At 41.3% G+C, this 23,823-nt stretch carries 22 protein-coding genes and 1 pseudogene; 2 read left to right on the forward strand and 21 right to left on the reverse strand.

Going from position 1 to position 23,823, the window contains the following annotated elements; genetic code table 11:
- Nucleotides 1-139 precede the first annotated feature (139 nt).
- Nucleotides 140-685: pseudogene (locus tag RIG27_RS30100) on the forward strand (solute carrier family 23 protein); the annotation flags it as partial.
- A 117-nt stretch (nucleotides 686-802) separates the two neighbouring features.
- Here RIG27_RS30100 and RIG27_RS30105 read toward each other — a convergent pair.
- Together RIG27_RS30105 and RIG27_RS30110 are read right to left on the reverse strand one after the other, a co-directional pair.
- The gene (locus RIG27_RS30105; protein ID WP_446350778.1) at nucleotides 803-1,444 is read right to left on the reverse strand and encodes a YdcF family protein; all 642 of its coding nucleotides are present in this window, start codon (nucleotides 1,442-1,444) and stop codon (nucleotides 803-805) included.
- A complete protein-coding gene (locus RIG27_RS30110) occupies nucleotides 1,441-2,637 on the reverse strand; it encodes a glycosyltransferase (protein ID WP_446350779.1) in 1,197 nt (398 codons plus the stop codon). The genes RIG27_RS30105 and RIG27_RS30110 overlap by 4 nt, the downstream gene beginning before the upstream one ends.
- A gap of 33 nt (nucleotides 2,638-2,670) precedes the next feature.
- Here RIG27_RS30110 and RIG27_RS30115 point away from each other — a divergent pair, with 33 nt between their 5' ends.
- Nucleotides 2,671-3,627, forward strand: a complete 957-nt coding sequence (locus RIG27_RS30115; protein ID WP_446350780.1) for a sulfotransferase family protein — start codon at nucleotides 2,671-2,673, stop codon at nucleotides 3,625-3,627.
- Nucleotides 3,628-3,645: 18 nt separating this feature from the next.
- On the opposite strand, the gene RIG27_RS30120 is transcribed toward RIG27_RS30115, so the two are convergent.
- From RIG27_RS30120 to RIG27_RS30210, 19 genes are all read right to left on the reverse strand, one after another.
- Nucleotides 3,646-4,953 carry a glycosyltransferase gene (locus tag RIG27_RS30120; protein WP_446350781.1) on the reverse strand — a complete coding sequence of 436 codons (1,308 nt, stop codon included), beginning with the start codon at nucleotides 4,951-4,953 and terminating at the stop codon, nucleotides 3,646-3,648.
- Between the two features lie 20 nt (nucleotides 4,954-4,973).
- Complete coding sequence (locus RIG27_RS30125) at nucleotides 4,974-6,290, reverse strand: hypothetical protein (RefSeq protein ID WP_446350782.1); 1,317 nt, start codon at nucleotides 6,288-6,290, stop codon at nucleotides 4,974-4,976.
- Nucleotides 6,277-7,506 (reverse strand): glycosyltransferase family 4 protein, encoded by a 1,230-nt coding sequence (locus tag RIG27_RS30130; RefSeq protein WP_446350783.1) that lies wholly within the window; start codon nucleotides 7,504-7,506, stop codon nucleotides 6,277-6,279. Before RIG27_RS30130 ends, RIG27_RS30125 begins: the two co-directional genes overlap by 14 nt.
- Nucleotides 7,499-8,188 carry an FkbM family methyltransferase gene (locus RIG27_RS30135; RefSeq protein WP_446350784.1) on the reverse strand — a complete coding sequence of 230 codons (690 nt, stop codon included), beginning with the start codon at nucleotides 8,186-8,188 and terminating at the stop codon, nucleotides 7,499-7,501. The genes RIG27_RS30130 and RIG27_RS30135 overlap by 8 nt, the downstream gene beginning before the upstream one ends.
- Nucleotides 8,189-8,256: 68 nt before the next feature.
- On the reverse strand, nucleotides 8,257-8,952 hold the full coding sequence (locus RIG27_RS30140) for a hypothetical protein (RefSeq protein WP_446350785.1): 696 nt from the start codon (nucleotides 8,950-8,952) through the stop codon (nucleotides 8,257-8,259).
- A gap of 29 nt (nucleotides 8,953-8,981) precedes the next feature.
- Entirely contained in the window at nucleotides 8,982-9,707 is a 726-nt protein-coding gene (locus tag RIG27_RS30145; protein ID WP_446350786.1) for a class I SAM-dependent methyltransferase, read from the reverse strand.
- A 48-nt stretch (nucleotides 9,708-9,755) separates the two neighbouring features.
- Nucleotides 9,756-10,754, reverse strand: coding sequence for a glycosyltransferase family 2 protein (locus RIG27_RS30150; RefSeq protein ID WP_446350787.1), 999 nt, complete (start codon nucleotides 10,752-10,754; stop codon nucleotides 9,756-9,758).
- Nucleotides 10,755-10,823: 69 nt separating this feature from the next.
- Nucleotides 10,824-11,831, reverse strand: coding sequence for a glycosyltransferase (locus RIG27_RS30155; protein WP_446350788.1), 1,008 nt, complete (start codon nucleotides 11,829-11,831; stop codon nucleotides 10,824-10,826).
- Nucleotides 11,832-11,902: 71 nt separating this feature from the next.
- Entirely contained in the window at nucleotides 11,903-12,760 is an 858-nt protein-coding gene (locus RIG27_RS30160; RefSeq protein ID WP_446350789.1) for a sulfotransferase family protein, read from the reverse strand.
- Nucleotides 12,761-13,309: 549 nt separating this feature from the next.
- A complete protein-coding gene (locus RIG27_RS30165; RefSeq protein WP_446350790.1) occupies nucleotides 13,310-14,236 on the reverse strand; it encodes a beta-1,6-N-acetylglucosaminyltransferase in 927 nt (308 codons plus the stop codon).
- Between the two features lie 246 nt (nucleotides 14,237-14,482).
- Nucleotides 14,483-15,025, reverse strand: coding sequence for an FkbM family methyltransferase (locus tag RIG27_RS30170; RefSeq protein ID WP_446350791.1), 543 nt, complete (start codon nucleotides 15,023-15,025; stop codon nucleotides 14,483-14,485).
- Between the two features lie 18 nt (nucleotides 15,026-15,043).
- Nucleotides 15,044-16,195: a hypothetical protein gene (locus RIG27_RS30175; RefSeq protein WP_446350792.1), complete on the reverse strand. Its 1,152-nt coding sequence runs from the start codon at nucleotides 16,193-16,195 to the stop codon at nucleotides 15,044-15,046.
- A complete protein-coding gene (locus tag RIG27_RS30180; protein ID WP_446350793.1) occupies nucleotides 16,188-17,189 on the reverse strand; it encodes a glycosyltransferase family 2 protein in 1,002 nt (333 codons plus the stop codon). The genes RIG27_RS30175 and RIG27_RS30180 overlap by 8 nt, the downstream gene beginning before the upstream one ends.
- Before the next feature lie 41 nt (nucleotides 17,190-17,230).
- Nucleotides 17,231-18,169, reverse strand: a complete 939-nt coding sequence (locus RIG27_RS30185) for a sulfotransferase (protein WP_446350794.1) — start codon at nucleotides 18,167-18,169, stop codon at nucleotides 17,231-17,233.
- The gene (locus RIG27_RS30190; protein ID WP_446350795.1) at nucleotides 18,159-19,340 is read right to left on the reverse strand and encodes a glycosyltransferase; all 1,182 of its coding nucleotides are present in this window, start codon (nucleotides 19,338-19,340) and stop codon (nucleotides 18,159-18,161) included. Before RIG27_RS30190 ends, RIG27_RS30185 begins: the two co-directional genes overlap by 11 nt.
- Nucleotides 19,341-19,434: 94 nt before the next feature.
- Nucleotides 19,435-21,321, reverse strand: coding sequence for a calcium-binding protein (locus RIG27_RS30195; protein ID WP_446350796.1), 1,887 nt, complete (start codon nucleotides 21,319-21,321; stop codon nucleotides 19,435-19,437).
- Nucleotides 21,322-21,431: 110 nt separating this feature from the next.
- Complete coding sequence (locus RIG27_RS30200) at nucleotides 21,432-22,655, reverse strand: glycosyltransferase family 4 protein (protein WP_446350797.1); 1,224 nt, start codon at nucleotides 22,653-22,655, stop codon at nucleotides 21,432-21,434.
- A 192-nt stretch (nucleotides 22,656-22,847) separates the two neighbouring features.
- The gene (locus RIG27_RS30205) at nucleotides 22,848-23,051 is read right to left on the reverse strand and encodes a glycogen debranching protein (RefSeq protein ID WP_446340219.1); all 204 of its coding nucleotides are present in this window, start codon (nucleotides 23,049-23,051) and stop codon (nucleotides 22,848-22,850) included.
- Nucleotides 23,052-23,299: 248 nt separating this feature from the next.
- Nucleotides 23,300-23,797 carry an N-acetyltransferase family protein gene (locus tag RIG27_RS30210; protein ID WP_446350798.1) on the reverse strand — a complete coding sequence of 166 codons (498 nt, stop codon included), beginning with the start codon at nucleotides 23,795-23,797 and terminating at the stop codon, nucleotides 23,300-23,302.
- Between the last annotated feature and the right edge of the window lie 26 nt (nucleotides 23,798-23,823).

Genomic DNA, 23,823 nt, shown 5'->3' on the forward strand with positions numbered 1-23,823 from the left:
CTCTGGAGTTATCTAAATTAGGCTCAATACTTGGTAGTTTTCTACGGGTGTTTGGTTTAAGTATTGCCGCAAGGATAGATAATTGTAAGGTGTGTCGCGGAACTAAGAATCCCCGCACTTATAGGGCGGGGAGTGTCAAACCGTGGGTACGCTAACTGGGGTAGGGATGCAGGCGGGGTATATTAATGAACAGGGGGAATTGCCCCGGGCGAATCAGGCGTTGATGGCGGATGCGGTGGGGACAACGGTAGGGGCGGTTTTGGGAACTTCGACGGTGACGACGTATATTGAGTCGGCTGCGGGGATTGCGGAAGGGGGGCGCACGGGATTTACGGCTGTTGTTGTGGCGATTTTGTTTAGTGGTTCGATATTTTTTATTCCGTTACTGTCGGGAATTCCGGCTTTTGCCACGACGCCAGCGTTGGTGATTGTGGGGGTATTAATGGCGGGAAATTTGCGGGGGATTCATTGGGATGATCCGGCGGAGTCAATTCCTTCGTTTTTAACGATTTTAATGATGCCGTTGACTTATTCGATTGCGGAAGGGTTGGCGATTGGATTGATTACATACCCGTTAATTAAAGGGTTTCAGGGGAAAGCCCAGGAAGTCGCGATCGCGGTGTGGGTTTTGGCAGGAATTTTTGTGTTACGTTTTATCGTGATGGCGATTACCAGAGGTTCGTAGTTGCGCTGTCTTCGCCATAAACACTTAAGAACTGACGACAAACGCTTAAGAAATGCCACTGAATTAAAGCTTATTTAACGCAGAGAACGCAGAGGTTAACGCAGAGGTTCGCAGAGGTTAACGCAGAGGTTCGCAGAGGTTCTTATAAATGAGATAACCAAGGACAAATGACAAAGAACTAATCAATTGTGGCTTAAGTCTAGCGCCAGTATGACCTGTCATAATCCAGAGTAGGGCGCGAATGCTATCACGAAGAATCCGTAGCCAGGATTCAGGGGGTTGGTTGGAGGGTACGGAGACGGGGGTGAAGGTGATGCTTTGGCTTCCGAGGATAAGAGTCGCGATCGCTTTGGCTCTGGGTATATGATAGTCGGAGGTGATTAGGTAGATATGTTGGATTTGGTGGCGTTTGAAGTCAGCTACTAGGGAGGTAAAATTGGTGACGGTATCGACGGCGCGATAGTCGAGATGAACGCGCTGAATCGGAATATTAGCGTTTTGGAAAATAGTATAGGTAATATCAGGGGGTGAACCACTGGAAACCCAGATGTCTAGGGAGGGGTGAGTTTGGGCAAATTGGGCGGTGAACCGTTCGCGATCGCGCCCACCGCCTAAGGTTAGAATAGCTTGAGGGTAGGGGGATTGGTATTGTGCGATCGCTAGCCGCAGGGGAATGATACCGATCAACAGTAGGATGAGGGTAGCACTGACCCAACCCAAAAAACGATATCGTTTATCACAGCAATAAACACCCTTCACTGGTTATAGGTTAAATCGTCGGGCATTGGTTTTCCTTCAATAATAGCAGTGTAAACTCGGATCAGCTTTTTCGCCGCTTGTTCCCAAGTATAATTTTGAAAGATGAATTCACGGGCGCGATTTCCCATAGCTTTGGCTTGTTGAGGATGATTTAAGCAGTTAATTAAAGCATCAGCAATAGCATCGGTATCAATTGCCACAACATGAGCGGCTTTAGCCTCAGCCGCTTCTGGGAAATTGCAGCCTGTGGTAATTATACAGGGTAATCCTGATGCCATACCTTCTAAGACAGACATACTGAAGCCTTCGGAGTAAGACGGAGCAACGTATAGAGTCGCGGCGGCTAGAGCAGCATATTTCAATGATCCGGTGAGCATCCCTGTAAAGGTGACAGCATCTAGACAGCCTGCTTGTGTAAAATAGCGCTTAGCTGTGGGCAAAAAGCCGATATTATCGGGTCCGGCTATAACTAAATGCGTCTGCGGAAACTGACGATGAACTTTAGCAAAAGCCGGAGCGAGTAAATCTAGTCCTTTTTTGGGATCAAGGCGACCCAAAAATAAAATTAGGGTTTTATTTCGGGTTATCGGAAATTGATGGAAGAAAATATCAGGGTTGGCTAATTTGGCTAATTTGGCCGGGTGGATACCATTGGAAATAACAACTCTAGGAATTTTAATCGCCAAATCCTTCATAGTCTCACCTTCAGCCCGGGCAAGCACTTGGATAGCACTAGCTTGTTGGAGAGCTGGTTTTTCAAATAAAGCGTAGTAATATTTTTTTTTCCAGGCTTTGTGAGATAATGCCCAAGGTTCTAGCATACCATGGGGCGTGGTAATGTAAGGAATATTGGAAATCCTACATATCCATTGGGCTATAGAAATCAGAGGACAAAAAATAGTATTTGTGTGAATTATGTCGTAGTTGATTCTATGGCTAATGAGCCACCCAAGTAAAGATGGGCTAATAATGAAGTCATTGCTATACCAACACGGGAAATACTGAATTTGATAATTTTCGTATACAATCCATGATTTCAGAGTATAATCTAATCTATCTTTACCATTGGCATTCGTTGTAATCACATCGACAAATATATTAAACTTGCTAATTGCTTGTACAAGTTCAATAATGACTTGTCCCGGTCCCCCATAATGAGCACCCAAATAGGGAGTAATCCATAAAACATTCATTGTTGTTTAAATTGATTATAAATTGGTCTCAGTATGATTGATACACTCAAGCCTTTGTTACGCTCCTTAAAATATAGTTGGCTTCATTATAGTGCTGAATTAAAAACCAGACATTATAAAGATAACAACTCTACCTCAGATTCTCGGCAACTGGTCTTTTTGATCGGTTGTGGTCGTTCCGGTACTACTATACTTGGTTCTATTTTATCTCATCACGACAATATTTCTTATTTATTTGAACCTTACCATCTCTGGGCAGCAATTGAGCCAAAAACTGATGCCCTCAATCTTTATTCTCAAATCGAGCCGGATTTGTTAATAAATGTTAATTCATGGAATGAGACCGCACAAATTCGTTTCAATCATTTAATTAGGGGATATAAAAGCAATAAAAACAAGGGTGTAATGCTTGAAAAAACACCATTAAACGCTATGAGAATTGGCTATCTTAACGCTTTAGCTCCCAAAGCTAAGTTTATTCATCTTGTGCGGGATGGGGTAGATGTTTCCTTTTCCATCGAACGTATTGCCTCAATCAACAGTTATAAAATTTTTGGTAAACCTCAACTTAATCAGTGGTGGGGAGTTAAAAACTCTAAGTGGAACGCTTTGTTGCGAGATGGAATAGTTGCCGGATACTTCCCTGATGAAGTCCATCATCTCCAAAACCACTGTTCAAAAGCAGCGTATGAATGGCTAGTTACCTTAGGTGAGATAGATAAATGGCGTGAATATCTAGGTTCTCGTTTCTATGAAATTACATACAATCAGTTAATCTTACAGCCAGAAACTACATTACAAAATATCTGTAAATTCTTAGACTTAGATAGTCTCAAAATAGGGTTAAATCAAGCGATTCAGATGATAAAACCGCCTAACTGGAGCCAAGCCAATAGAATTAGTTTGCCATCAGCAATGTGTGAGGCATTCAACTCTTATCAAGAACAATTTGCTTTCCCAAATCGGGCTATTCCCTTAAAAGTTATCTGAAAAATGATGAATGACAGACTACTGTGACTTGAGCATTAGTGCAGTTTCGATTGCCTTGAATAGACCTTTAGCAAAATTATGGGGGCTATAATTAGCAACAATAGTTTGGCTGAACTTCCCCATTTTAATACGTGCCTCTGAAGATTGCTGATGTATGGCTAATAAGGTATCAGTCATATTTTCTCTACTTTCTGGATCGAATAATAAGCCATTATAACCATGACGAACAAGTTCATGACAAGCTCCCACCGTATGACTACATAATATCGGCAACCCAGCCGCACAAGCTTCATTCACGACTAATCCCCAAGGTTCTTGTATCGCAGGATGTACAAAAGCCTGGGCTAAACCATACCAATCGGGGATTGCTTGGTAACTGATAAAGCCGGGGAGATGAACACAGGCGTTTAGTCTTTTCTCGCTAATAAGCCGGCGAATCGAGGGTTCTTCCTCGCCACTACCACAGATAACAATATCCCAAGCTTGCTCTTCTCCAAGTTGTTGCCGATAAGCCAAAAAAGCTTCTACAAGACGAAAAACATTTTTGCGTTTAATCAACCGAGTGACGACCAAAAAATAGGGGTTGTGGGGTATTTTAAGCTGGCGTTTTCTTGCCGCAAGCGGATTTGTACGAGCCTCCTCTGCACCTAAACAAAAATATTGGTTATCGACAGCATTATAGCCTAGAAAGATGCGATTTTTATCAAAACCTAACTTAAGTAGGTAATCTTGATGAAGTTGACCTCCGACCAAGGCGGCTTTATAGTTTCTAATATACAGCCAGGATTTTATCTGTTCTTTCCACCATTGTCGTCTTTCATCATCCCATTTACTTTCGCTCATTAAAATTGCTGGAATTCGGTGTCGCTTACTCCAAGTAAGTGCAGCTTGAGATATAGGAAAACCCCATCCAGGAATTGCCAAAATATTAGGTTTTATAGTGTCTAGACAAGAGGGAATTAAAGAAGCTGCCACTTTTGACCAAGGACGTCGATCAATAGTAGAGGGAGTCGTTTCTGTGGGCAATAATGTTTTGAGGGGAAATTTAATTTCATTCTTTATATTCCCCCAGGGGCGTTCTTGGGTATTATCTGTAACTTGGACAGCAGTTAAGCGCCAATCTTTTGGCTCACAGGCAACAGATGTCGCATTTAGGCGAGCCGCATGATAACCGCCAATATTATAGAAAATCACTACAATATGCATATTTGAAGTCGTAGTCAAGGCTGAATTCGTTCCATCAAATATAAAATTAATCAAGCGTGTGAGGTACACCCAAACGTAGGGGCGCAAGGCTTGCGCCCTCCGCTCATTGATGTCCCGCATCACACCAGAAATTGCTATATTTATTCATAATTTGGATTGTAATCCTGGATATAATAGGAAGGTTTCAATCTAAAATCTGCCCGTTTCAACCAGAGCAATAGAAAGCAGGGCCAAAAAGCCATGCCAATCCAAGCATAAATTCCCGCCAAGTCGCCGCCCCGCAAGAGTGGTATTAAACAGGCACAAAGGATGGCACGAATCAGCGTACTAGCAAAGGTTTGTAGCTTAGTCGTATAACGAATGATCGTTGCCAAAATTACTCCATAGAGTGAGGAGCCTAAGACAATACCAATGATGCCTGCTTCAGCGTAAAATGAGCCAAATAGAGTAGGTGAAATTCCTAACGTGAAACCAGTATTGGCAGTAATCAGACCCAATTGATTCATATAACCTCCCACAGGTTTTTCGGGCCACAATGCTCTGGGGATGGGACGAAGCAGAACCTCTATATGCTCCATACCCCAGCGAAAATCTAACCGTTGGGGATAAACGTCTCGGAGTAGCACAAAACCATCAAGCATATTAGCATCTTCGGCACTAGACGCACGTTCCCAAGCCGCTTGATTCAAAAGATCAGGATTTAAGTTGGGGTTACGTAGAGAACCCGCTACAGCAAACATGCCTATAGCTACGATCGCGACAGTGGAGAGAATCAGGAGGCGAGTTTTTGGTCTATAGGAAGAGGCAAGAATGATACCACTAGCGCTAAGCCACCCTAAAAACTGAAATCGTCCACTACTACTGAAGGTGAAATTTGCCAAACCCAGCAGAATTGCAACGGCACTAATTTTACTGAGTGGTTTAGAAAATCCGCCAAACTTCCAGACACAAATGATTAGAGTAGCCACCCCAACCAAGACAAAGGGAAATAGACGTAGGTAACCGCTAACTTGAAAAGCGAGAGAACGTCCGGAAGCAACTTGGGCAATAATGTTAGAGCGAGTAATACCGACCAAGGGTAAGCAAAATAAACCCAATAGCAGGACTTTAGGACGTAGCCATCGTAATAAGAAGGGGTCTGCCTGGGGGATAGCAATTTGCAAAACTTGTCGCTGTCGCATCATATAGGTTGCCAATAGGCAGATTTGACCCAATACTATGTAACTTAGAGCAACAACGCCTGCTTCATTTGTAATAGGAGTAAAGCCAAAGCTGCCTAGATTAACCCAGCGATCTATACCACTAGTGACAATCAAGTATCGATAGGATGCTACGTAAAATAGAAAGGTACTAATTAGTAATGGGATTTCATCATTGCGCCGCAGCAACCATATTACACTGATAACCAGCAGTGCGAGTTGAGTGAAAACTAGTTCTGGATATTCAAAGATGTGCATGGGGTAACGATTGAAGATGGTGATGCAACTGCGATAGGCTAAACTCAGACATATCAGTAGCTGCTTCGGCAAAGGCTTGGAGTTGCCCAGGGTTATTTAAGCAGAATTCGAGGGCTTGGGCGATCGCTTCCCCTGTGACTTCTGGTAAGATTAGCCCATTGACTTGATCTTTCACAACTTCACCACAAAATCTGGACGCTATTATCGGTAGCTTCCATGCCTGTGCTTCTAGTTGAACCAAGCCAAAACCATCAGATAGAGTAGGAAATAGGAAAACATCGGCACGTTGATAGTACTGGGCTGTTTGACGGCGAGGGATAGAACCAATCCACTGCACCTGCCCGTACATTTTAGCTGACCTAGCAATGCTCAGAGAACCAACTAACCAGAATTCTATCGGTTGATGATGGAGGAGTTCACCCGCTTTTAAAATTGCAGCAATACCCTTACGCAAGATTACTTGACCCAGAAATAGCACGCGCAGGGGGCGTTCAGTAGACAAAGTTGAGGGGTAGGTTCGCTCAAATTTGCTAGCTGTCTCAGGGGGGTTGTAAGCAAGGGGAATAATGTCTATCTTATTGGCAGGAAGATCGACTTGTTGCAAGGCTTGGCTTGACCAGGGAGAATTAACGATAATTCGGTCAGCTAGCAAACATTCTTCTTGCCAGTTTATCCAGTATTGAGGTGGTGCGGGTTGCCAAGTAGACTGGTAGTCTGGATATCTAAGATGTTCCTGTCGAACTAATGTTTCCTCGACAAGTCCTGGATCGATTTGACCTAGGATAGTGTACCAACCCTGAGTTTTGGCATAGCGGAACAGTTCTAAAGCAGCATAACTATAAGCAAATAGGATAGGACGAGTGTTAAGTTTTGGCGTGATGGTTTCGAGTAACTCAACGGCTCGTTGTTGAAACCAGTGATTACGGGCAATAAGACGTGTCCATCCTGAGGTTTTTTGCAAGCGTTGCGCCAGCTCAAAGCGAATCAAAGAGTGAGTGAAGGCGTTAACAGAGGCTTGGGCTAAGTCAGGGTGGAAGCGATCGCGTAAATTCGCTAAAAAAGGTTTAGGTAATAAGTTGAGTGGAGATTTTGGTAAGACCCAAGCATCAGTAATAAAGTGGATAAGTTTTCCATGTTGGTGTAAAGCTCGTGGGATAGCATAATGTTCACGGGCACCCAGTTGACAGCAAATCCATGGTGGCACTTTATCAGACATTCGCTTTATCCGGTCGAGTGGTAACCCATGATGTTTTGATGGTGCGTGATTCTGAACCTAGCAGCCAATGGGGTTGGAGTAGACGGATATCGACTGCTCTTTTAGCTTTAGTAAAGAAATCCAGCACTGGATCAAGTAGATGGTCGCCATGAACTTCCACAACCCAGTGATGGGGTTTTTGAAGTAAGCCAGTTGCCCCTTCTAGCACATCAACTTCAGAACCTTCCACATCTACTTTGATTAATAATGGCTTTCCATGCAGTGATGGACGTTCCTCATAAGCCTTGTCTAACGTGATCGTCGATTCATTGGAGATAGAACCCACAAACAGAGGAATGAATTCAAAAGTGATATTAGTATAGTCAGACCAAGTAGCGGGAATTAATAAGGCAGATTGTTCACATAAACCTGGCTCAAAGGCAATAATGTGTCCCAATTTATGATATCGTTTGAGCGCCTTGGCACACCCATAGGTAAAATAGCCATCGTTAGCGCCGACATCGAACAAAACCTCAATATCAGGAATAATTTGGTTAAGCCAAGGGTTCAGTATATGCTCGTAAATTCCAAGAATCTTTCGCTTGGAACAGGCGGGGTTAAGGATAAGGTGAGTCCCTCTAAAGGGACCTGCTAATATCCTCAAAGGAATCGGTTCTTGTCTTAGATAAGGAATAATATTCACTGTTATGATTGAAGATTATCGTTCTTCCGTACCTGTTTGGCTAAATGAACTTGAACAATGCAATCTAATCAAACACCTTGATTTATTTCGCAAGCATATTCATAGATGGCATATTCTAATGTGTGTTTTTCTTTGAAGCGTTTAATTGATGATTCAGATGGGAGTTGAGTACGGGGAGATTCATTCAATTTCGGTACGACACAAGATTTTTTGTTTAGCTTTTTGGACAAAATATCAATTGATTGTTGTAAATTTTCTATAACACCAATATGAACAAAATATTTGTTAATTACCTCCTGATAATTAGCCATATTTATTTCCCTAGGAAAAAATTTTAGTAAATAAGAATGCCGTTGTTCTACCCAAGCATCAATGTCTCCGCCATACTCAATTTCCACTTTTTGACCTTTCCAATAAAGCGCTCCTTTCTCTTTGAGGCGACGCTGATGGTCAAAGAAAAGCGATAGCTGCATCTCAAGGGGATCGCGGATGACCGTTATGAACTGCTTTGCTTGGGGATAGGTTCGTTCAATTGAACATTCTTCCTCAAAATGACCGTGGATACATAGAGGAAATATTCCTCCCCTATGTAAAGCGGTTTTGAACCACTGCGGTCTAGGAGGCATTCTATTGGTCTCATGGTCGAAATAATGACCTTGAAATCCTGGCCAAAACCAGTAACGCAGTACTTTAGTAAAACTAGTGCCTCCACATTTAGGGATATGAATTGAAAACAGAATCATCCAAGGATTATATTGGCGCATTTGTTTCTCTTATATTTATTTTATTTGTATTAAAAATCTTTAAGTTTCTCTTTCCAAGTTCTGGGAGTTTGTCCTATTTTTTGAAATATTTCTACTTGCTTATAACCTAATTTGTTAGCAATTTTTTTGGGCAAAGATTTACCCTGAAAGCAGATTGCATGACTCATCAAGATTTTGGAATAATTATTTTTAATAAACTGAATAACTTTGCGTACATGATTATTCCGACAATCGTCAAAAATAACAATTCCATTCATTTCAAGAAGCTGGACTACAAAGTAAAAGTCCACAAACACATCTTCAAATAAATGAGAGCCATCTATGTAGACTAGTCCAAATTTTTCATGTTTTGAAATCAACCTGGGCAGCACCAATGATGAATACTCTTCAAAGAAGCGAAAATTTTTATCAAGCTGTTCTTGTGTGATGACAGTAGTAGCACTATTTTTCCAGGCAGTACTTTGATAGGGATCAATTGCTGTATGTAAAAAATCTTTTCTTGTGTGAACCTCTTGAAGAGTTGAAAGAATCGCTAATGCAGACCCTCCAAATGCTAATCCAATTTCTAAGGTCTTTTTTGGACATGAATCGAGAATTAACCCTCGGATAATTTGTAAATTATTTATTGTTGACATTCCCCGGATTGGAATAATGTTTCCATCTCTATCTATAGTTTGTCCATTTTTTATAATATTTTTCAATCGAGGACAAAAATCTAGATTTGAATCAGAGAAAATGAGTTGCGTTTTTTTCATGGGTTGGGCTATTCTATTTTTTGACGCATGTTACGATAGTTAATTTGTTTAAATCCTGGTGGTAATATTCATATCCGACTGTTGTTGACAACGTGACGGTTTAACTTCAACTGCGGAAAATCTCTTTTGCCATTCCTCATCCGTATAGATTGGCTGTGAGAGTAGGGAGAGCCACAAACGGTAAACCTGCCAAGAAATTGGGTTTCTTCTCAATAAGGCATTGGGTAAACCTTGTAAGGCAGCGAACCACCAAAATGGTTCTCGAATAACCCAGTTCATCCCGCGTTTGACTGCGTATCTAAACTGACTGAAGAACCGATACAGCGATAGTACCAGAACATAAGGAAAAGGGCATCTGCGCCACATACTCCACTGCTCATTCTGGGCATGGCGATGGTGGGTGCGAATTTCGTTGCGCCCTGTTGGTGTGAAGTGGTGGCGAATGATGATGTCTGTAAAGAAATAGATTTCATATCCTGCAGCTAGACATTGAAGTGCATAATCAGGTTCTTCGTACATATGGAAGAAGCTTGTGTCAAAGCCATCAACCTCAAAATATACGCTGCGCCGGAAACAAGCAGCCGCACAAGCAAATGTGCCACAGTAGTAAGACGATCCAAAGTCTTCAATTGTTAAGGATTCTGAGTACTCTTCCGTTCGTTGTGGGAAAGAGGCAACTGCTAGACGAGGACGTTCCTGAAACAAACGTCTTAACCGGGTTACGATATCTTGAGCAAGCGGATAGCTATCGTCATCAAGAGCAAGTACTAGATCCCCTTCAGCTTTGCGAATGAGGTAATCGCGGGAAGCTACAGAACCTCTTCCGACTGGGTTAATGAAAAGGCGATAATGCTGGTAATTTTGTTGAATCAATTCAACAGTGTTATCAGTACATCCGTCAGCACAGATCAATACCTCATCAACTGCTGGAGATAAGGACTCCAACACTTCACAGGTTTGCTTGAGTTCCTTGACTCGGTTATGAGTCGTAATCATCACAGATACTTTCAGCTCCGTGGCGGCTTGATGTGGTAACGGGGACGGCATCAGAGAATCATCTTTTAAATTATGCTGTTCTTGGCGTGCCACGGGGACATCAACTCCGCTTTATAAAGATTATACAGATTTCAGGCGCTGCCGACACTGCTGACACTGAGACAGACCCCGCCGGAAACCTTGTGCATAGCCGATCATCCCATAGATCTTAGTCATGTACTCAAACACGATGAGCTTAAACCAGGGGTGAGGAACATTCATTATTATAAGTTGTGTTGCGGCGTTTTGTAAGCGTAAGAGACGCTGCATCACTGAAACCATACCAACAATTACAAAGAATACACTAATCCTGCTATCAGACGTTACCAGTAAAATGACTATACCAATAATCAGTGAGAAAAGTTCGAGTAGGATACGCCCAGTGACTAAAACAAAATGTTTTTGCCAAATGGCGGCCTCTCCTGCGCCAAAAAAGTTACGCCATTCCTCTTTACAAAACTGTTTTAGTGTTTTATGGCGCAGCCAGTAACAACGGATCTTGGGCGCTGCGGCTGACTTACATTTCATTTGCTTGAGTTGTTTATTGTACACTACATCATCACAAGCTAACGTTAAATCTTCCGGATAACCGTCGATCTTTTCCCAGACTGTTTTCTTATAAGCAATTGAGCGGGAAATGCCTAAGCTTTCTGGTGTTGCTTGTAATTTTAGACCGCCACGATAGGCGTACTCAGTACGTGCCCAGTCAGACTCTAAATCTTCCGGGCGAACCCCCCAACTCCCAATCACAACATCAACGTTGGGATCGTCAAACATGGGCTGAACCAGTTCCGCCAACCATTTTTTATCCCAGCGACACCCGATATCTGTAGAAACAATAATGTCACCCGAGGCAATTGCGATCGCTAGATTCCTCCCTTGGGCTACATTACATCCCTTTTCCTGCTTGACAATGAGAGAAACTCCCTCTGGAGGTTGCCGTTCCTGCATGAACTCCCAAGAACCATCCGTAGAACCCCCATCGACGATAACAATTTCATCAGGGAGTAGCCTCTGAACTGCTATCTGTTCAAAAAATATCTCTAAACCCCGTTTGTCATTGAGAACAGTTGTTACTAGACTATGCATTAGTCTATTTTCACTCCCTTAGCCGGCTAAAAATTTACTAGTATTCAAAATTAATTCCTATCAGTTAGAATTTATGCCCATGATAGCTTCCTGCCTAATAAATCGAATAACATTTCATTATGAGGTTCATAAAAATCCTTGAGTTGATTTCTGGTCGCTTCAGGAAGCCTCGATTTGTCTCCCTTATTCCACACGGGAAAATCCTGATAGTTGTGAGGTTTAACCCCAATAAATTTTTCGATTTCCGACATGATTGTTTTTTCGGATAAGAAAAAACTGTTACTATCAACAACTAAAACGCGATCTTTCCCAAATTTATCAAGATAAGCTTTTACCTGCGGGTAATATATTCCCTTCCCAAGATAGGAAAAGAACTCTCTTGATTGGCTAAAGTAAAACCCATTCTCCATGATTTTTTCTAACTCACCACAAGTGCGTTCAGCCTCTTTTTCAATAGCTGACTCAAAGGTAGCCAAATCCTCAAAACCAATTCTACGCATGTGTTTGTAGTGCGAATAAGCTCTCTCTATCGGATCGCGGAGAAGAATAATAATCTTGCAATTCGGAAAATGGGTATAAATTCTTTCGGGTACTCTGGGGTTATAAATGTAGGAAGGAGAGGCTTCCCCAACAACTAATCTAGGATTCAAGAAACTAGAAATTTTTAAAGGAAAGTGGAGGCGATAATAAGAGATACCTTTTTCATAATGTTTGTCAAAAAACCAAGTTTCTTTTCCTCTTGCCATGCAAATGTCTGGATGGCTTTTGAGATAGCCATTTAGTGAGGTTGTACCGCCTTTTTGAGCACCAACGATTATAAATGAAGGTAATGTTCTTATAGATCGTGTCAATGAGGGGAGGTAAAATGAACGAATGATTTGAAGCTTTTGCTTGACCACCATAAAAGTATTCCTCGCTATTGTATCCATGATAGTTTCCGATCCAGAAGTTCTAGAAGCCTTTCATTGTGAGGCTGGTAAAAAATATCGAGCTGCTTTCTTATTGAGTCACTAATTTGACTTTTATAACTCTTATTCAAAATGGGAAAATTATCATAAATGTAATGTTTAACTCCGATAAAATCTTCAATTATCGCCATTATTTTATTTGTCTGAGTCAAAAAAATATGGCTATCAATAATCAAAAAATTATCCCTACCAAATTTATTAATATATTCTTTGACATGAGGGTAATATATCCCCTTTTCCAGATATGAAAAAAATTCTCGTTTTTGGCTAAAGTAAAAATCATTGTCTAGAATTTTTTCTAATTCTCCAACAGTCCTGTATAAATAAAGGCAATACTCTGATGTGTCGCGTAAAGTAGGGTAAGTAAAATGAATTAATGACTTTAAGTTTTTTGGTAATAGAAGATATAATCATTTGCCCAGCAATTAATTTTAATAAAAACAAATAGATTAAGTAATATCAAATTTATAACCAGAATCAACAAAAGCTTGAATCAATTAAGCAAAACCACTAAAAATTATTAATAAGTTCACTGTTGATTTTTTGGGTAAGTTTTAAACTTTCATCATCCGAAAATTTTCTGGCAAATAGATCGTCGCTGTTTTTGATAGCGTCGAAATGACGTTCCGTCAGTATATCTGGATGCCATCTCTTTTTCCCCACGTAATCAGTCCATTTAATGAAAAAGTAGTTATGCTCTGCATGTGTAAGTTCTTTCTGGTTAGAAAAGAAAGTAGCAAAAGCAATTTCGGGAGGACAAATCGTTAAATCAGGACGATTGGCAGCTTGTTGAAGATATTCAACGAATTCGGAGTGATAGAGATTCTCTTTGACTAGGCAATTCATAGCTTTTGCATTAAACATAAACCAATCTGAACTCATATATGGTTGAAGAGTATTTCTAAAGGGTGTCATTCTTTTTAGAATCGGCATTCGGACGGGTTTCATTTGAAATTTACCTGTTCTAGTAATCAAAGGAACATGACCTAAATATTTAGTAAAAAGTGCCCTGTGTTTATTCGCAAAACGACCTCCATACTCTAAGCCAAGGAGATGTCTTTGCATATAGACATCCGCTTTCGCATTGATAAAAAAATCTAGAATTGATTTGATACTTTTGATAGGATATGTGTCTGTACTGAGAGTAATGTACCAATCAGGCTGTGGCGGCGATTCATAAAGTAACATAAAAGTATCCAAAATAGCATAAACATTATTAACTCCGCACCACTGGGTTTGGCGGTAATTTTCTACTTTGCGAACCCCGAAGTGATCTAAAAACCCTTGAGAAAGATAACTTTGATTGTAATCATGGTGAATTGCTAATTTTACTCCAGGTATAGCAACAAGGTACTCCAATAGCATCTCAAAGTGCTTAGAGGGCTGCTTATGTGAAAGTATAGCAAAACCTAGGGTGGGTGTTTGAGAAATTTTCATGCTACATTGTTGTTTGAGTTTTTGAAAAACTGAATATTTATAGGTTATAAAATTATTTAGTTATTTATTGTAAAGTATATAAATTAAGACGATCTGGGTTTAATAAAAAGTGCATCGCAATAGAGGATAGAGCCATCTTTTCGATGCCAATAGTTATATAAACCATAAAAAGTGAAGCCAACTGATGAAAGTAATTCGTTTACAGGAAAGAACAACGTACAATCAGGATTTTTTGTGAAAGTTACTTCAACAAAAATAAATTGAATAGACAGTTGCTCTGCAACGGGTAAAATTTAGTACAGAAACATCATAACCTTGAGCATCAGTTTTGAGAACGTCAACTCTGGTAATTCCCATCTGTTTACAGTATTCCCGAAGGGAAATCATTTCAACTTCTTCCAAATAATTTCCACGAGAAATTTCTTCCTGGGTTGCTACACGATTCAATAAGCTAGTGGATTGGTATAGTTGAAACTGAACTTTGCCTGAAACTTCACCAACGGCTTTGTTAACAGGAACAATTTGCGGAACATGGGACGTATTCTGCTTGATCTGAGAGAATGTTGACTCTATTGGTTCAAAACTATGTATGATAGCCGAAGGAAATTGAGCGTGAATAGCCAACGCTGTTTGACCTTGGTTTGCACCTACATCCATGAAAACTGACGGAGGTTGATGTTGAGTTAGGCGGTAAATATCCCATAACCAATCTACACCTTTAGGAAGAAAAGGCTTTTTATACAATCTAAACCCCAGCTTAGACAAAATTTTATGAGTTATATGATTCATAACTTATTGAGAAAATATCTATTTCAAAAATGTGCATGCAGAAACCCACGACTTCAAATTATTTGATATTTTACAAAAGTATTCTCTAAGTGAATTGTCCCCAAAAAAACCATTTTGGTAGCTAACCCATTGATTAATTTTTTCGGCTAATTCTAAGGTGGCATCGCTATAACTATTAGCTGATGATAAAGGAGTTTCAAGCAGTGGCAGCATGTCATCAATCATGACCATTCCAGCCAGCTCATGCCAGAGATCTTTATAAAGATTATGAGGTGAGCGACGATGGTCAACAACTGGACTACCGACGCGGACACACTGACCAACTGCTTGAGTACATTTTTGCACAAAGAAGCCGCTAAAGATATCTCCAAATCGATCAAGTTTCATTCCACCAACTGGATGTCCCATCTTGACGTAATAGTAGGCGGGAATAGCATCACGAATCAGCGCTGTGTTTTGTGTGTTAATGGGCATCAAAGTTCCTGAAGTAAGAAGAAGACTACTGCCGAAGTTTTCTCGTGCTTCGCACTGAGTAACGAGACGAGTAGCCGCATCAACATCAGGATCGCCAGACCACAAGCCTGCATTGATAGCAACTAAACCAGTACTCGGTTCTGGATCGATCAATCCACAACGCGGATCACGACGAGCGTAGGGAAATCCCCGTGCATAGACAGTACCTCGAACACCAAGAGACTTACAATTCACATCCATCAGAGAGCAGGGATTGAACCAGCCCTCATGACCAAGTGCTGTTGGTAATGTCACTTTAGTGCCTACATGCTGGTGACCCTCCAGAAATGACCAGCTATTGCGTGGATAGTTGTCGTCATCAATTGCGATAATAATATCACAGCGATCGCGGTAAGCCATGAGAAATCCGACATTGCGCCGATTATCAGACTTCCAGGGAATTTCGGCTGAAAGCTTAGGAAAGGGGGCAAGGAAATCTTCCTGTTCTTCTTTGCCCAGATAAATCCAAGGCAATCCCATTGCACGGTAACGCTCAACTCGATCTCGGCAAGCCGGAGGAGTAGAGAGATCACCAACAACATAGAAACGGACACACTCTAAATTATCGTTGTTTTTAAAATGCTCATAATACTCATCGATAAATTTTCCATCATGAATAGTCGTCACCACAATTCCGTAAACTCTGTCTTTATTCATGGACTATTAATTGATTGAGCCTAGATTTAACGCTATTTCCCATACTAGAGCGAATATCTAGAAAATACTGAATCAGACGAAGACCAAAAATTTTTCGTAGACGCAGCGGCAGAGTATTAACACCGCCAAGATGGTCACACTCTTTAAACCATTGGTTTGCCAATGCCAACGCTTCACGTTCGGTTGTGAAGTCTCCCTGACTATGAGCGATATTAGCAGTAGAAAGGAAGCAACGCATTAACATCTCACACTGTTTAGCCGAGAGCTTATCACCGCGATATTTAATAAAGTTTACATTATAAGAAGTAACTGCTTTCATTCCCTTTAACCATTTAGCTGGATTGTCGTAATCGTTCCGACATACGGATAGTTGTTTGCGGTAAAGAGCACCACAATTATTTGAGAAAGCAACCGAACACTTGGTTAACAAACAAAACCAGAATGCCGTATCTTCGCTCAGGAATGAATCCAGTTCTTCAGCCCAAAAATAATCTTCAGTTAAAACAAAATGCCTAATCAAAGCGGCATGAACAGCCCAAGGAGCAAAGGCAATCGCTGAATCTCGCAAAGCTTGGAGTGATTGCTCGAAACCTGACGGCTTTTTCAACAAGCGTTGTCCAGGATTTTGATCTGGAAATTCCTGCCAATAACTGACAATAATGTCTGCTTCTGGGTTTTGATTAGCAACTTTTATTTGCTGTTCTAAGTGTTTGGGTTCGAGTAAATCATCGGCATCCAAAAATTGAATCCATTCCCCCTGGCTATGAATTAACCCGTAATTGCGAGCGGCTCCTGGTCCCTGCTTGGGGCAATGCAAGAGATGAATTCGAGCATCTTGAATTTGTTTGGCTTGCTCATAACTGTTATCCGTCGAACCATTATCTACAATTAAAAGCTCCCAATTTTGAAGAGTCTGTTGAATAACTGATTGAATTGCTTGAATAATATAAGCAGCTTTGTTATATAACGGGACGACAATAGATACGGTAATCATTATTATATCTTAAGGTTATAAATATAATTTACACTTATTTATCACCAGTCTGTATCAGAGTAAAAATAAGTAGATATTTTTTCTACTCCTTTTCTTATTCTTGTAATTTCATTTGAATTTAAGTTATTTTTCCATCTATAAATATTAGATGGACTATTTCGTTTAAGACAATGAATTTCTTGATTTTTAAACTCAGGCAAATTAAGGTTTGAATAACTGTATTCTTTTATTGTTTGACTTATTTCTGACGTAAAGTTCAACTCCAGTCTATTGTATAAGTATTTATACCATTCTAAAGGATTTTGAGAAATATCTTCGTGTCGCAGGAATATCCATCGATCATGCCTTTTTTTATATTGCAAAATAACATAATGAAAAATATTCCAAACTAAAATTGCTTGATCTATTATATCATAGTCTTTTAAGCTGTACTCCTTTATTTCGTTTGCAAAAGGTTCAAGTAAGTCTCGCATCAACAGAGGCTGTTCGACAAAGTGGGAAAAATTAAACGTCCAGTTAAGGCGTTTCAGGCTGCTAGCAAACGCCGCTGGATGTCGAATGAGAACGATAACATCCATATCAAACTCATTGGCTAACCACTCAGCCGAGAAAAAAGCCACAGGGTCTTTAAGTAAAGGACGAATATTGAGTAGTCGCTTCAGAATAAATTTGCTTGCTTTTGTCAATAATTTAAAAGCATCACTATAATTTTTAACCAACCTAAATTCGGGTATGAAGTTATAGGATAAACCAAGGGCATGCTTGAGGTGGTTATAGCACTGGGTTTCATTTTCTTCATTTTCTGATGAAATATACTGAAACCACTGGTTAAATTGATGACCGCACAAACATTGAGAACGGTTCAAATTAAATTGCTCTGGAACATACCGAACAGAGGGAGAAGCTGAAATCATTTTTGCCACCCAAGTTGTTCCTGAACGATGAGAACCTGTAACAAGTATAGGTGTCTTACGATGCATATTTTTGTTTTCTTTGACTGGGAGAATCAATTATTTCATGAATACTTTTGATAAACTTCAGTTGAATGCTTTGTGGGTTGAACATATTCTTCGCCATTTCTAAAGCCTTATTCCTAAGACGCTTCTGCTCACCTAGATTGTTAGCTAATTTTATGATTGCTTGAATTAAATCCTCTGCGGAAGGAGAAGTTACAACTAATGCCGCTTTATATTTTCGCCCCCAGCGAACCGCTGAACAATATTCAGGTCCCCAGATAATAATTGGCTTACCAAACTGGATGTATTCTACAAGTTTAGTTGGAAAGCTTACTTGGGTTCGCCTCTGTTTTTGTTTGTTGAAAGACATACTCACTAGAAATGCATGGGCTTGTTGGTGAAATACTTTATATAATACAGTTTTTGATAAAAAACCTCTGTATATTCCCTGGTCTTTAACCTGCTGCAAAAGCTCATCTGACCAGTCCGGCTGAGGACCAAATATGTTCAACTGAAATTCAGAAACCTCTTGAATTGCTGTACATAAAGCTTGCATCATTGGTGCGTAAATATCGGAAAGATTTCCTGCATAGACCACTGTAAACATCTTACTGTTCGCTAAACCTACTGGGTATCTTTCACTTGCAAACGGCTCGGAAATGGGAAATAAAACCTTTGCGTTTGGATGTTTTCCTAACGCCTGCCGCATTTCCTCACTGACACAAAAAGCTAGCTTACTGTGCTGGTAAAGTTGCTGAAATCGATTTGTTAAAACACCCCGCCCCCAGGAATGAACATTAACAAAGTCAGGCCACCAATCATGGAATAATGTAACTAAGGGAAGATTAAACTCCTTAGAAAGTCGGAGAGCTAGCCAGCATAGCTCTCCGTGGGCTACCGTAAGAATTAGGTCTGGCTTGTTATATTTGATGTGATGACGAATTCCCTTAATCTCATAGAAAGCATCAAAACACTGACATACATCATTTGCCCACTTGGACAACCTTGTTTTTTTTAATCGAGTTAGTAGCGGGTTGGCTTGAATCTTGATGATTTCTTGAGCATGTAAACCTTCGGAATTTTCTGTGGCTATTACTAAATGTAACGTTTGCCACAGCGATAAGTGTCTGTAAAGAAGGAGTTCTCCCCCAATGTTATTTCTCGGAAGAACTGAAGAGATGAGTAAGATCTTCAAGGCATTTCTCCCTTGTGCTGGGTGATATGTTTAGATGTTTTTCTGTACTCATTAATATTGCTCCACAGCGATACCTCAATAGTTGATAGATAGTTTATACAAATGTCAGTGCAGCTATAACATCAGCAACAATAGTGTTCTGAACCACTGCAATAACTTCAGGTGTTGCTTCGTTGGTCAAGATTTTGACGTTGCCCACTCCCTGAGGTTGAATGAGATAGTCATTGATGCTGTTTTTGAGCTGAATCTGATCAATACCTGCTGTAAAGTCTTGAATTTTAGCAAAGCTTGTCCCACCTGTTGTCAGTGGATTTCCATCATCGTAAAAATTCATCATGTCATTCGCCAGCACAAATAGATCTGCTCCTGTGCCACCAAACATGCGATCGCGCTTAGCTACATCCGCAACCCCAGAAGTGCCAATCAAAATGTCGTCACCTGCATCACCTTTCAATAGATCATTACCTGTCCCCCCAGTTAATGTATCCCTGCCATCACCTCCCTCAAGCGTATCATTACCTGCATCACCGTTGAGGATATCGTTGCCCGCATCACCTATTAACCTATCAGCACCATCGCCTCCATTTAGGATATCGTCGTCATCACCACCCCATATCTGGTCATCCCCAGCTTCACCATTTAGGATATCATTTCCCCCATCGCCAGCCAGAAAGTCATCATTCTCTCCACCGTTGATGGTGTCATCCTCTGCTCCACCCCTGAGGATGTCATTACCGCCACCACCATTTAATTCGTCCGCACCGTCACCCCCTTCAACGGTATCATCTCCTGCATCACCGTTAAGGGTGTCATCTCCAGAGCCACCCATAAGAGTGTCATTGTCGTCACCACCATTTAATTCGTCCGCACCGTCACCCCCTTCAAGACTATCGTTGCCTTCACCTCCATTAAGGATATTGTTGAGGGAATTGCCGATAATCTCGTTACCCAAGTTATTGCCTGTACCTGTAACGGCTACTGGGGGGTCAGAGGGATTCAAAGGATCTACTTCAACTAATACCAGGTTCTCCACTTCTGGATTACTCAGCAAATTGTACTCTACTAACAGCGAATTGACTGTATCAGTTCCCTCACCACTACTCTCATTAATTTGATCACCAATATTTCTGACAAAATACTGGTCATCGCCTGCTCCACCGTTTAAAGTGTTTGTGCCGCTACCCCCATCAAGTCTATCATTACCGTCTTCACCATTAAGGATATCATCGCCATCACGACCATTGAGAAAGTCATTGCCACCCCCCCCATTGATAGTATTATTAAATACATTTCCTTGAATGTAGTTATCTTCGTTGTTACCAAAACCTGTGACAGCATCAACACCCAGGAAAAGATTCTCGACATTAGGACTCAGCCTATAGCCATCAACTCCTCGCGCAAATACAATATCTTTTCCTTGATTCGTCTGCTCAATAATTACATCATTTATACTGTCAACAAAGTATTGCTCATTACCGGAACCCCCTACTAATGTGTCATCACCTAGTCCCCCATGTAGGTTATCATCACCTGCCCCCCCTTCAAGCCTGTCATTACCTGCTTGACCTCTAAGCACATCATTACCATTGAGCCCTCTCAGAACATTGTTGCCTAGATTGCCTAGAATTCTGTTGTCTGATTGGTTTCCTGTGCCTTCAAGATCGTTACTGCCTGTTAGTCCCAATGTCTCAAAGTTCTCATTTAGCCTCCAACTCACAGGAGAAATGACGGTATCAAAACCCTGATTGACATTTTCCCTAACATCCTCTCTCCTTTCATCGCCGTCAATCAAGTATACGTCATCACCGTCACCCCCCTCCATAAAGTCACGGTCGGGACCACCGTTAAGTCGATCATTGCCGTTACCCCCAAGCAGTGTATCTCTACCTGTACCACCTTTAATGGAGTTGTTTTCGCCACCAAACCCTAGCGCAACGGCGTCTAAGATGTCGTCTAATTTAGTACCTAGTAAAAGTGCCATATTGATTTAAGTTGCTCGTTTCTTTTTAGAGTATGCTTCAATTGATGATTATTGAAAATAGATAAATATTTAAGTATATATTTTTTTACTTATATTAATAATAAGTACATTTACTTTGCCAAAGCATGACGATACAGTTCAATGTATCGCTGAGCGTACACTTCTATTCCGTATTCTTCAAGAGCCACCTGGCGACATTGCCGACTTAAGTTTTCCCGCAGAGTCTGGTCTTCGAGCAATAGCACTATACCTTTACAGTAATCCACCACATCTTCAGGTTCAGCTAAGTAACCTGTGATACCTGGACGGACTAAATCAGGAACCCCACCAACTTTAAAGGATACCGTTGGTGTGCCGCAAGCCATGGCTTCCTGTGCTACCAGTCCCAAGTTCTCCGCACGGGTGGGAAAGAGGAACAAGTCAGCCGCAGAATAAGCGACTGATTTTAAGCGATCGCTACCGACAAAGCCAAGATTGAGTGTGGGTATCCCCACTGTCTCAGCGACAGTTTCCCCCCCAGTACCCAGAGTCAGTATCATTGTTTCAGTTTTTAAAGATTTGGGCAAGTTTTGTAGCACTTTTATCAGCAAATCACCACCTTTGCGGGGATCGTTCAGTTTGGCAGCAGCAAACATGAGTACTTTTTTGTCAGTCGGTATTCCCAATATTACTCTACACTGTTCTGGATCAAGGGGTTGATAAGCTTGTGTGTCCAGACCAGGGGGGATACGATGAACTCGCACATGGTTGAGTATACTTTCCTGAGCTTGTTTAGCGTGCCAGCGACTCGTCGTCACAACAGCCTGTAAATTTGAGCGATTATAAACCCAACGTTTCAGCTTCCACTCCCAGCGTGTACTATCCCTCTTGATGGCAGGATAGGTATCAGGATAGGGACATTGACCACAGCCAATTTTCCAGCGCTCGCACTCAAAACTATAAGCACAATGTCCTGTAATTGCCCACATATCGTGTAAGGTGAGAATTGAGGGCTTGTTTTGGGTTAATGAGGGAAGTGCTAGATAGTTAAAGTAGCCACCATGCAAGTTATGAAAGTGGAGGATATCCGCCTCTTGATAAAATGGATGTTTGAGAATCTCAAAAGTGCTGGTTACATGAATATCGTTGAATCCCAAAGGTCTTGTAATCCGCAACAATTGATAATCCAGGCGACCTTTGGGAGGGATAGTATTTACGCGAACGCTACTCGTCTTAACCCAGTTAACTAAAAATCGCGAGTCAATCCCTTGAGCCAGCAAGCCTTGATGTAATCGATAGACGGCGATCGCTGCTCCCCCTGAAATATCAGATTGATTGATACGCAAAACTTTCATGCACGTCGCATTACGTCATATTATTCGTTCATACCGTCATACTGTCAAAGCCATAGGGATAAATCTAGTCTGGATAAAAAATCATTATAAACCTTTTCGGACTTCTGCCTATTTACTGAATAGCCCTTGTTTTTAAGGGTGCTGCGTGCAACACCCTTAAAATTATGGAATTGACAGACTATCGAGATATCCTCAGTCCAGCTTCAACGCATTGACTGGCACTTCTTCCCAGGAACTGACGGTTCTCAGACGCGCCACCCAACCTGCTGATTTTTGCTCTTCTGTCAAGTTTTGCTGGAAGGATTCGTGGCAGTCTTTGGCTTGCGCCTCGTCATGACAAGCGATGCACGAATAAATCAGACCTCCGGGATCAACCTGTTCATTTACCCAAATCATTGTATTCTCCTCATTCCTGAAACAGTTAATCAAAATCTTAAGTACCATGGCACTGACTGGCAGGCTGGTGGGCAATGCCCACCCTACGGTATATCCAGGGTTTGGGCAATCCTAAACTGGTTTATTTTAGTGCCATTTATCTTAAGTCGATCTACTTATTTTGTAAAAGACTGGGATCACTGATAGCAAGAGTAAAAACACAGTTTTTGATATTTCATCAGCCTTGGCTACATACTTTGTAAACAAAATTAAAGCTTTTTAAAGGTTTGTGTTGCTAGTTGGGGAAGCGCATCACCTGTAACCCGACAAATGCGCCAGTCGGGTAGCACTGTAGCACCGAGGCGCTGATAAAACGCGATCGCAGGTTCATTCCAGTCCAAGACTGACCACTCTAACCGCCCACAATCCCGTTCTACCGCTAGTTGGGCAACATAGGTTAGCAACGCCTTCCCGATACCCTGACGCCGAAATTCCGGGCGCACGAATAAATCTTCGATGTAAATGCCCGGTTTGGTTAAAAAGGTGGAATAGTTAGATAAAAACAGGGCAAAGCCTACCGTTTTCCCCTCATACTCTGCCAGAATTGCCTCAATATAAGGTTTAGCGCCAAACAGGTGGCCTTGGAGAGCGTCCACCGTCCCTGTGACTAGGTGAGACAGCTTTTCATACTCAGCCAGTGCTTGAATGAGTTCAAACAGCACTGGCACATCCGTTGGGGTAGCTGGTCGTATCTTTAGCTTATTCATTGTTCGACCGTTCGTAGTTGGCACGA

The organism is Coleofasciculus sp. F4-SAH-05, assembly GCF_040222985.1.
In the GTDB taxonomy this organism is placed as follows: Bacteria; Cyanobacteriota; Cyanobacteriia; order Cyanobacteriales; family Coleofasciculaceae; genus Coleofasciculus; species Coleofasciculus chthonoplastes.

What these genes read in the sequence shown, in the direction of transcription:
- RIG27_RS30110 (WP_446350779.1), bottom strand. Translation starts at nt 2,637, where the DNA reads ATGAATGTTTTATGGATTACTCCCTATTTGGGTGCTCATTATGGGGGA.
- RIG27_RS30115 (WP_446350780.1), top strand. Translation starts at nt 2,671, where the DNA reads ATGATTGATACACTCAAGCCTTTGTTACGCTCCTTAAAATATAGTTGG.
- RIG27_RS30120 (WP_446350781.1), bottom strand. Translation starts at nt 4,953, where the DNA reads ATGCGGGACATCAATGAGCGGAGGGCGCAAGCCTTGCGCCCCTACGTT.
- RIG27_RS30125 (WP_446350782.1), bottom strand. Translation starts at nt 6,290, where the DNA reads ATGCACATCTTTGAATATCCAGAACTAGTTTTCACTCAACTCGCACTG.
- RIG27_RS30130 (WP_446350783.1), bottom strand. Translation starts at nt 7,506, where the DNA reads ATGTCTGATAAAGTGCCACCATGGATTTGCTGTCAACTGGGTGCCCGT.
- RIG27_RS30140 (WP_446350785.1), bottom strand. Translation starts at nt 8,952, where the DNA reads ATGCGCCAATATAATCCTTGGATGATTCTGTTTTCAATTCATATCCCT.
- RIG27_RS30145 (WP_446350786.1), bottom strand. Translation starts at nt 9,707, where the DNA reads ATGAAAAAAACGCAACTCATTTTCTCTGATTCAAATCTAGATTTTTGT.
- RIG27_RS30150 (WP_446350787.1), bottom strand. Translation starts at nt 10,754, where the DNA reads ATGCCGTCCCCGTTACCACATCAAGCCGCCACGGAGCTGAAAGTATCT.
- RIG27_RS30155 (WP_446350788.1), bottom strand. Translation starts at nt 11,831, where the DNA reads ATGCATAGTCTAGTAACAACTGTTCTCAATGACAAACGGGGTTTAGAG.
- RIG27_RS30160 (WP_446350789.1), bottom strand. Translation starts at nt 12,760, where the DNA reads ATGGATACAATAGCGAGGAATACTTTTATGGTGGTCAAGCAAAAGCTT.
- RIG27_RS30165 (WP_446350790.1), bottom strand. Translation starts at nt 14,236, where the DNA reads ATGAAAATTTCTCAAACACCCACCCTAGGTTTTGCTATACTTTCACAT.
- RIG27_RS30170 (WP_446350791.1), bottom strand. Translation starts at nt 15,025, where the DNA reads ATGAATCATATAACTCATAAAATTTTGTCTAAGCTGGGGTTTAGATTG.
- RIG27_RS30175 (WP_446350792.1), bottom strand. Translation starts at nt 16,195, where the DNA reads ATGAATAAAGACAGAGTTTACGGAATTGTGGTGACGACTATTCATGAT.
- RIG27_RS30180 (WP_446350793.1), bottom strand. Translation starts at nt 17,189, where the DNA reads ATGATTACCGTATCTATTGTCGTCCCGTTATATAACAAAGCTGCTTAT.
- RIG27_RS30185 (WP_446350794.1), bottom strand. Translation starts at nt 18,169, where the DNA reads ATGCATCGTAAGACACCTATACTTGTTACAGGTTCTCATCGTTCAGGA.
- RIG27_RS30195 (WP_446350796.1), bottom strand. Translation starts at nt 21,321, where the DNA reads ATGGCACTTTTACTAGGTACTAAATTAGACGACATCTTAGACGCCGTT.
- RIG27_RS30200 (WP_446350797.1), bottom strand. Translation starts at nt 22,655, where the DNA reads ATGAAAGTTTTGCGTATCAATCAATCTGATATTTCAGGGGGAGCAGCG.
- RIG27_RS30205 (WP_446340219.1), bottom strand. Translation starts at nt 23,051, where the DNA reads ATGATTTGGGTAAATGAACAGGTTGATCCCGGAGGTCTGATTTATTCG.
- RIG27_RS30210 (WP_446350798.1), bottom strand. Translation starts at nt 23,797, where the DNA reads ATGAATAAGCTAAAGATACGACCAGCTACCCCAACGGATGTGCCAGTG.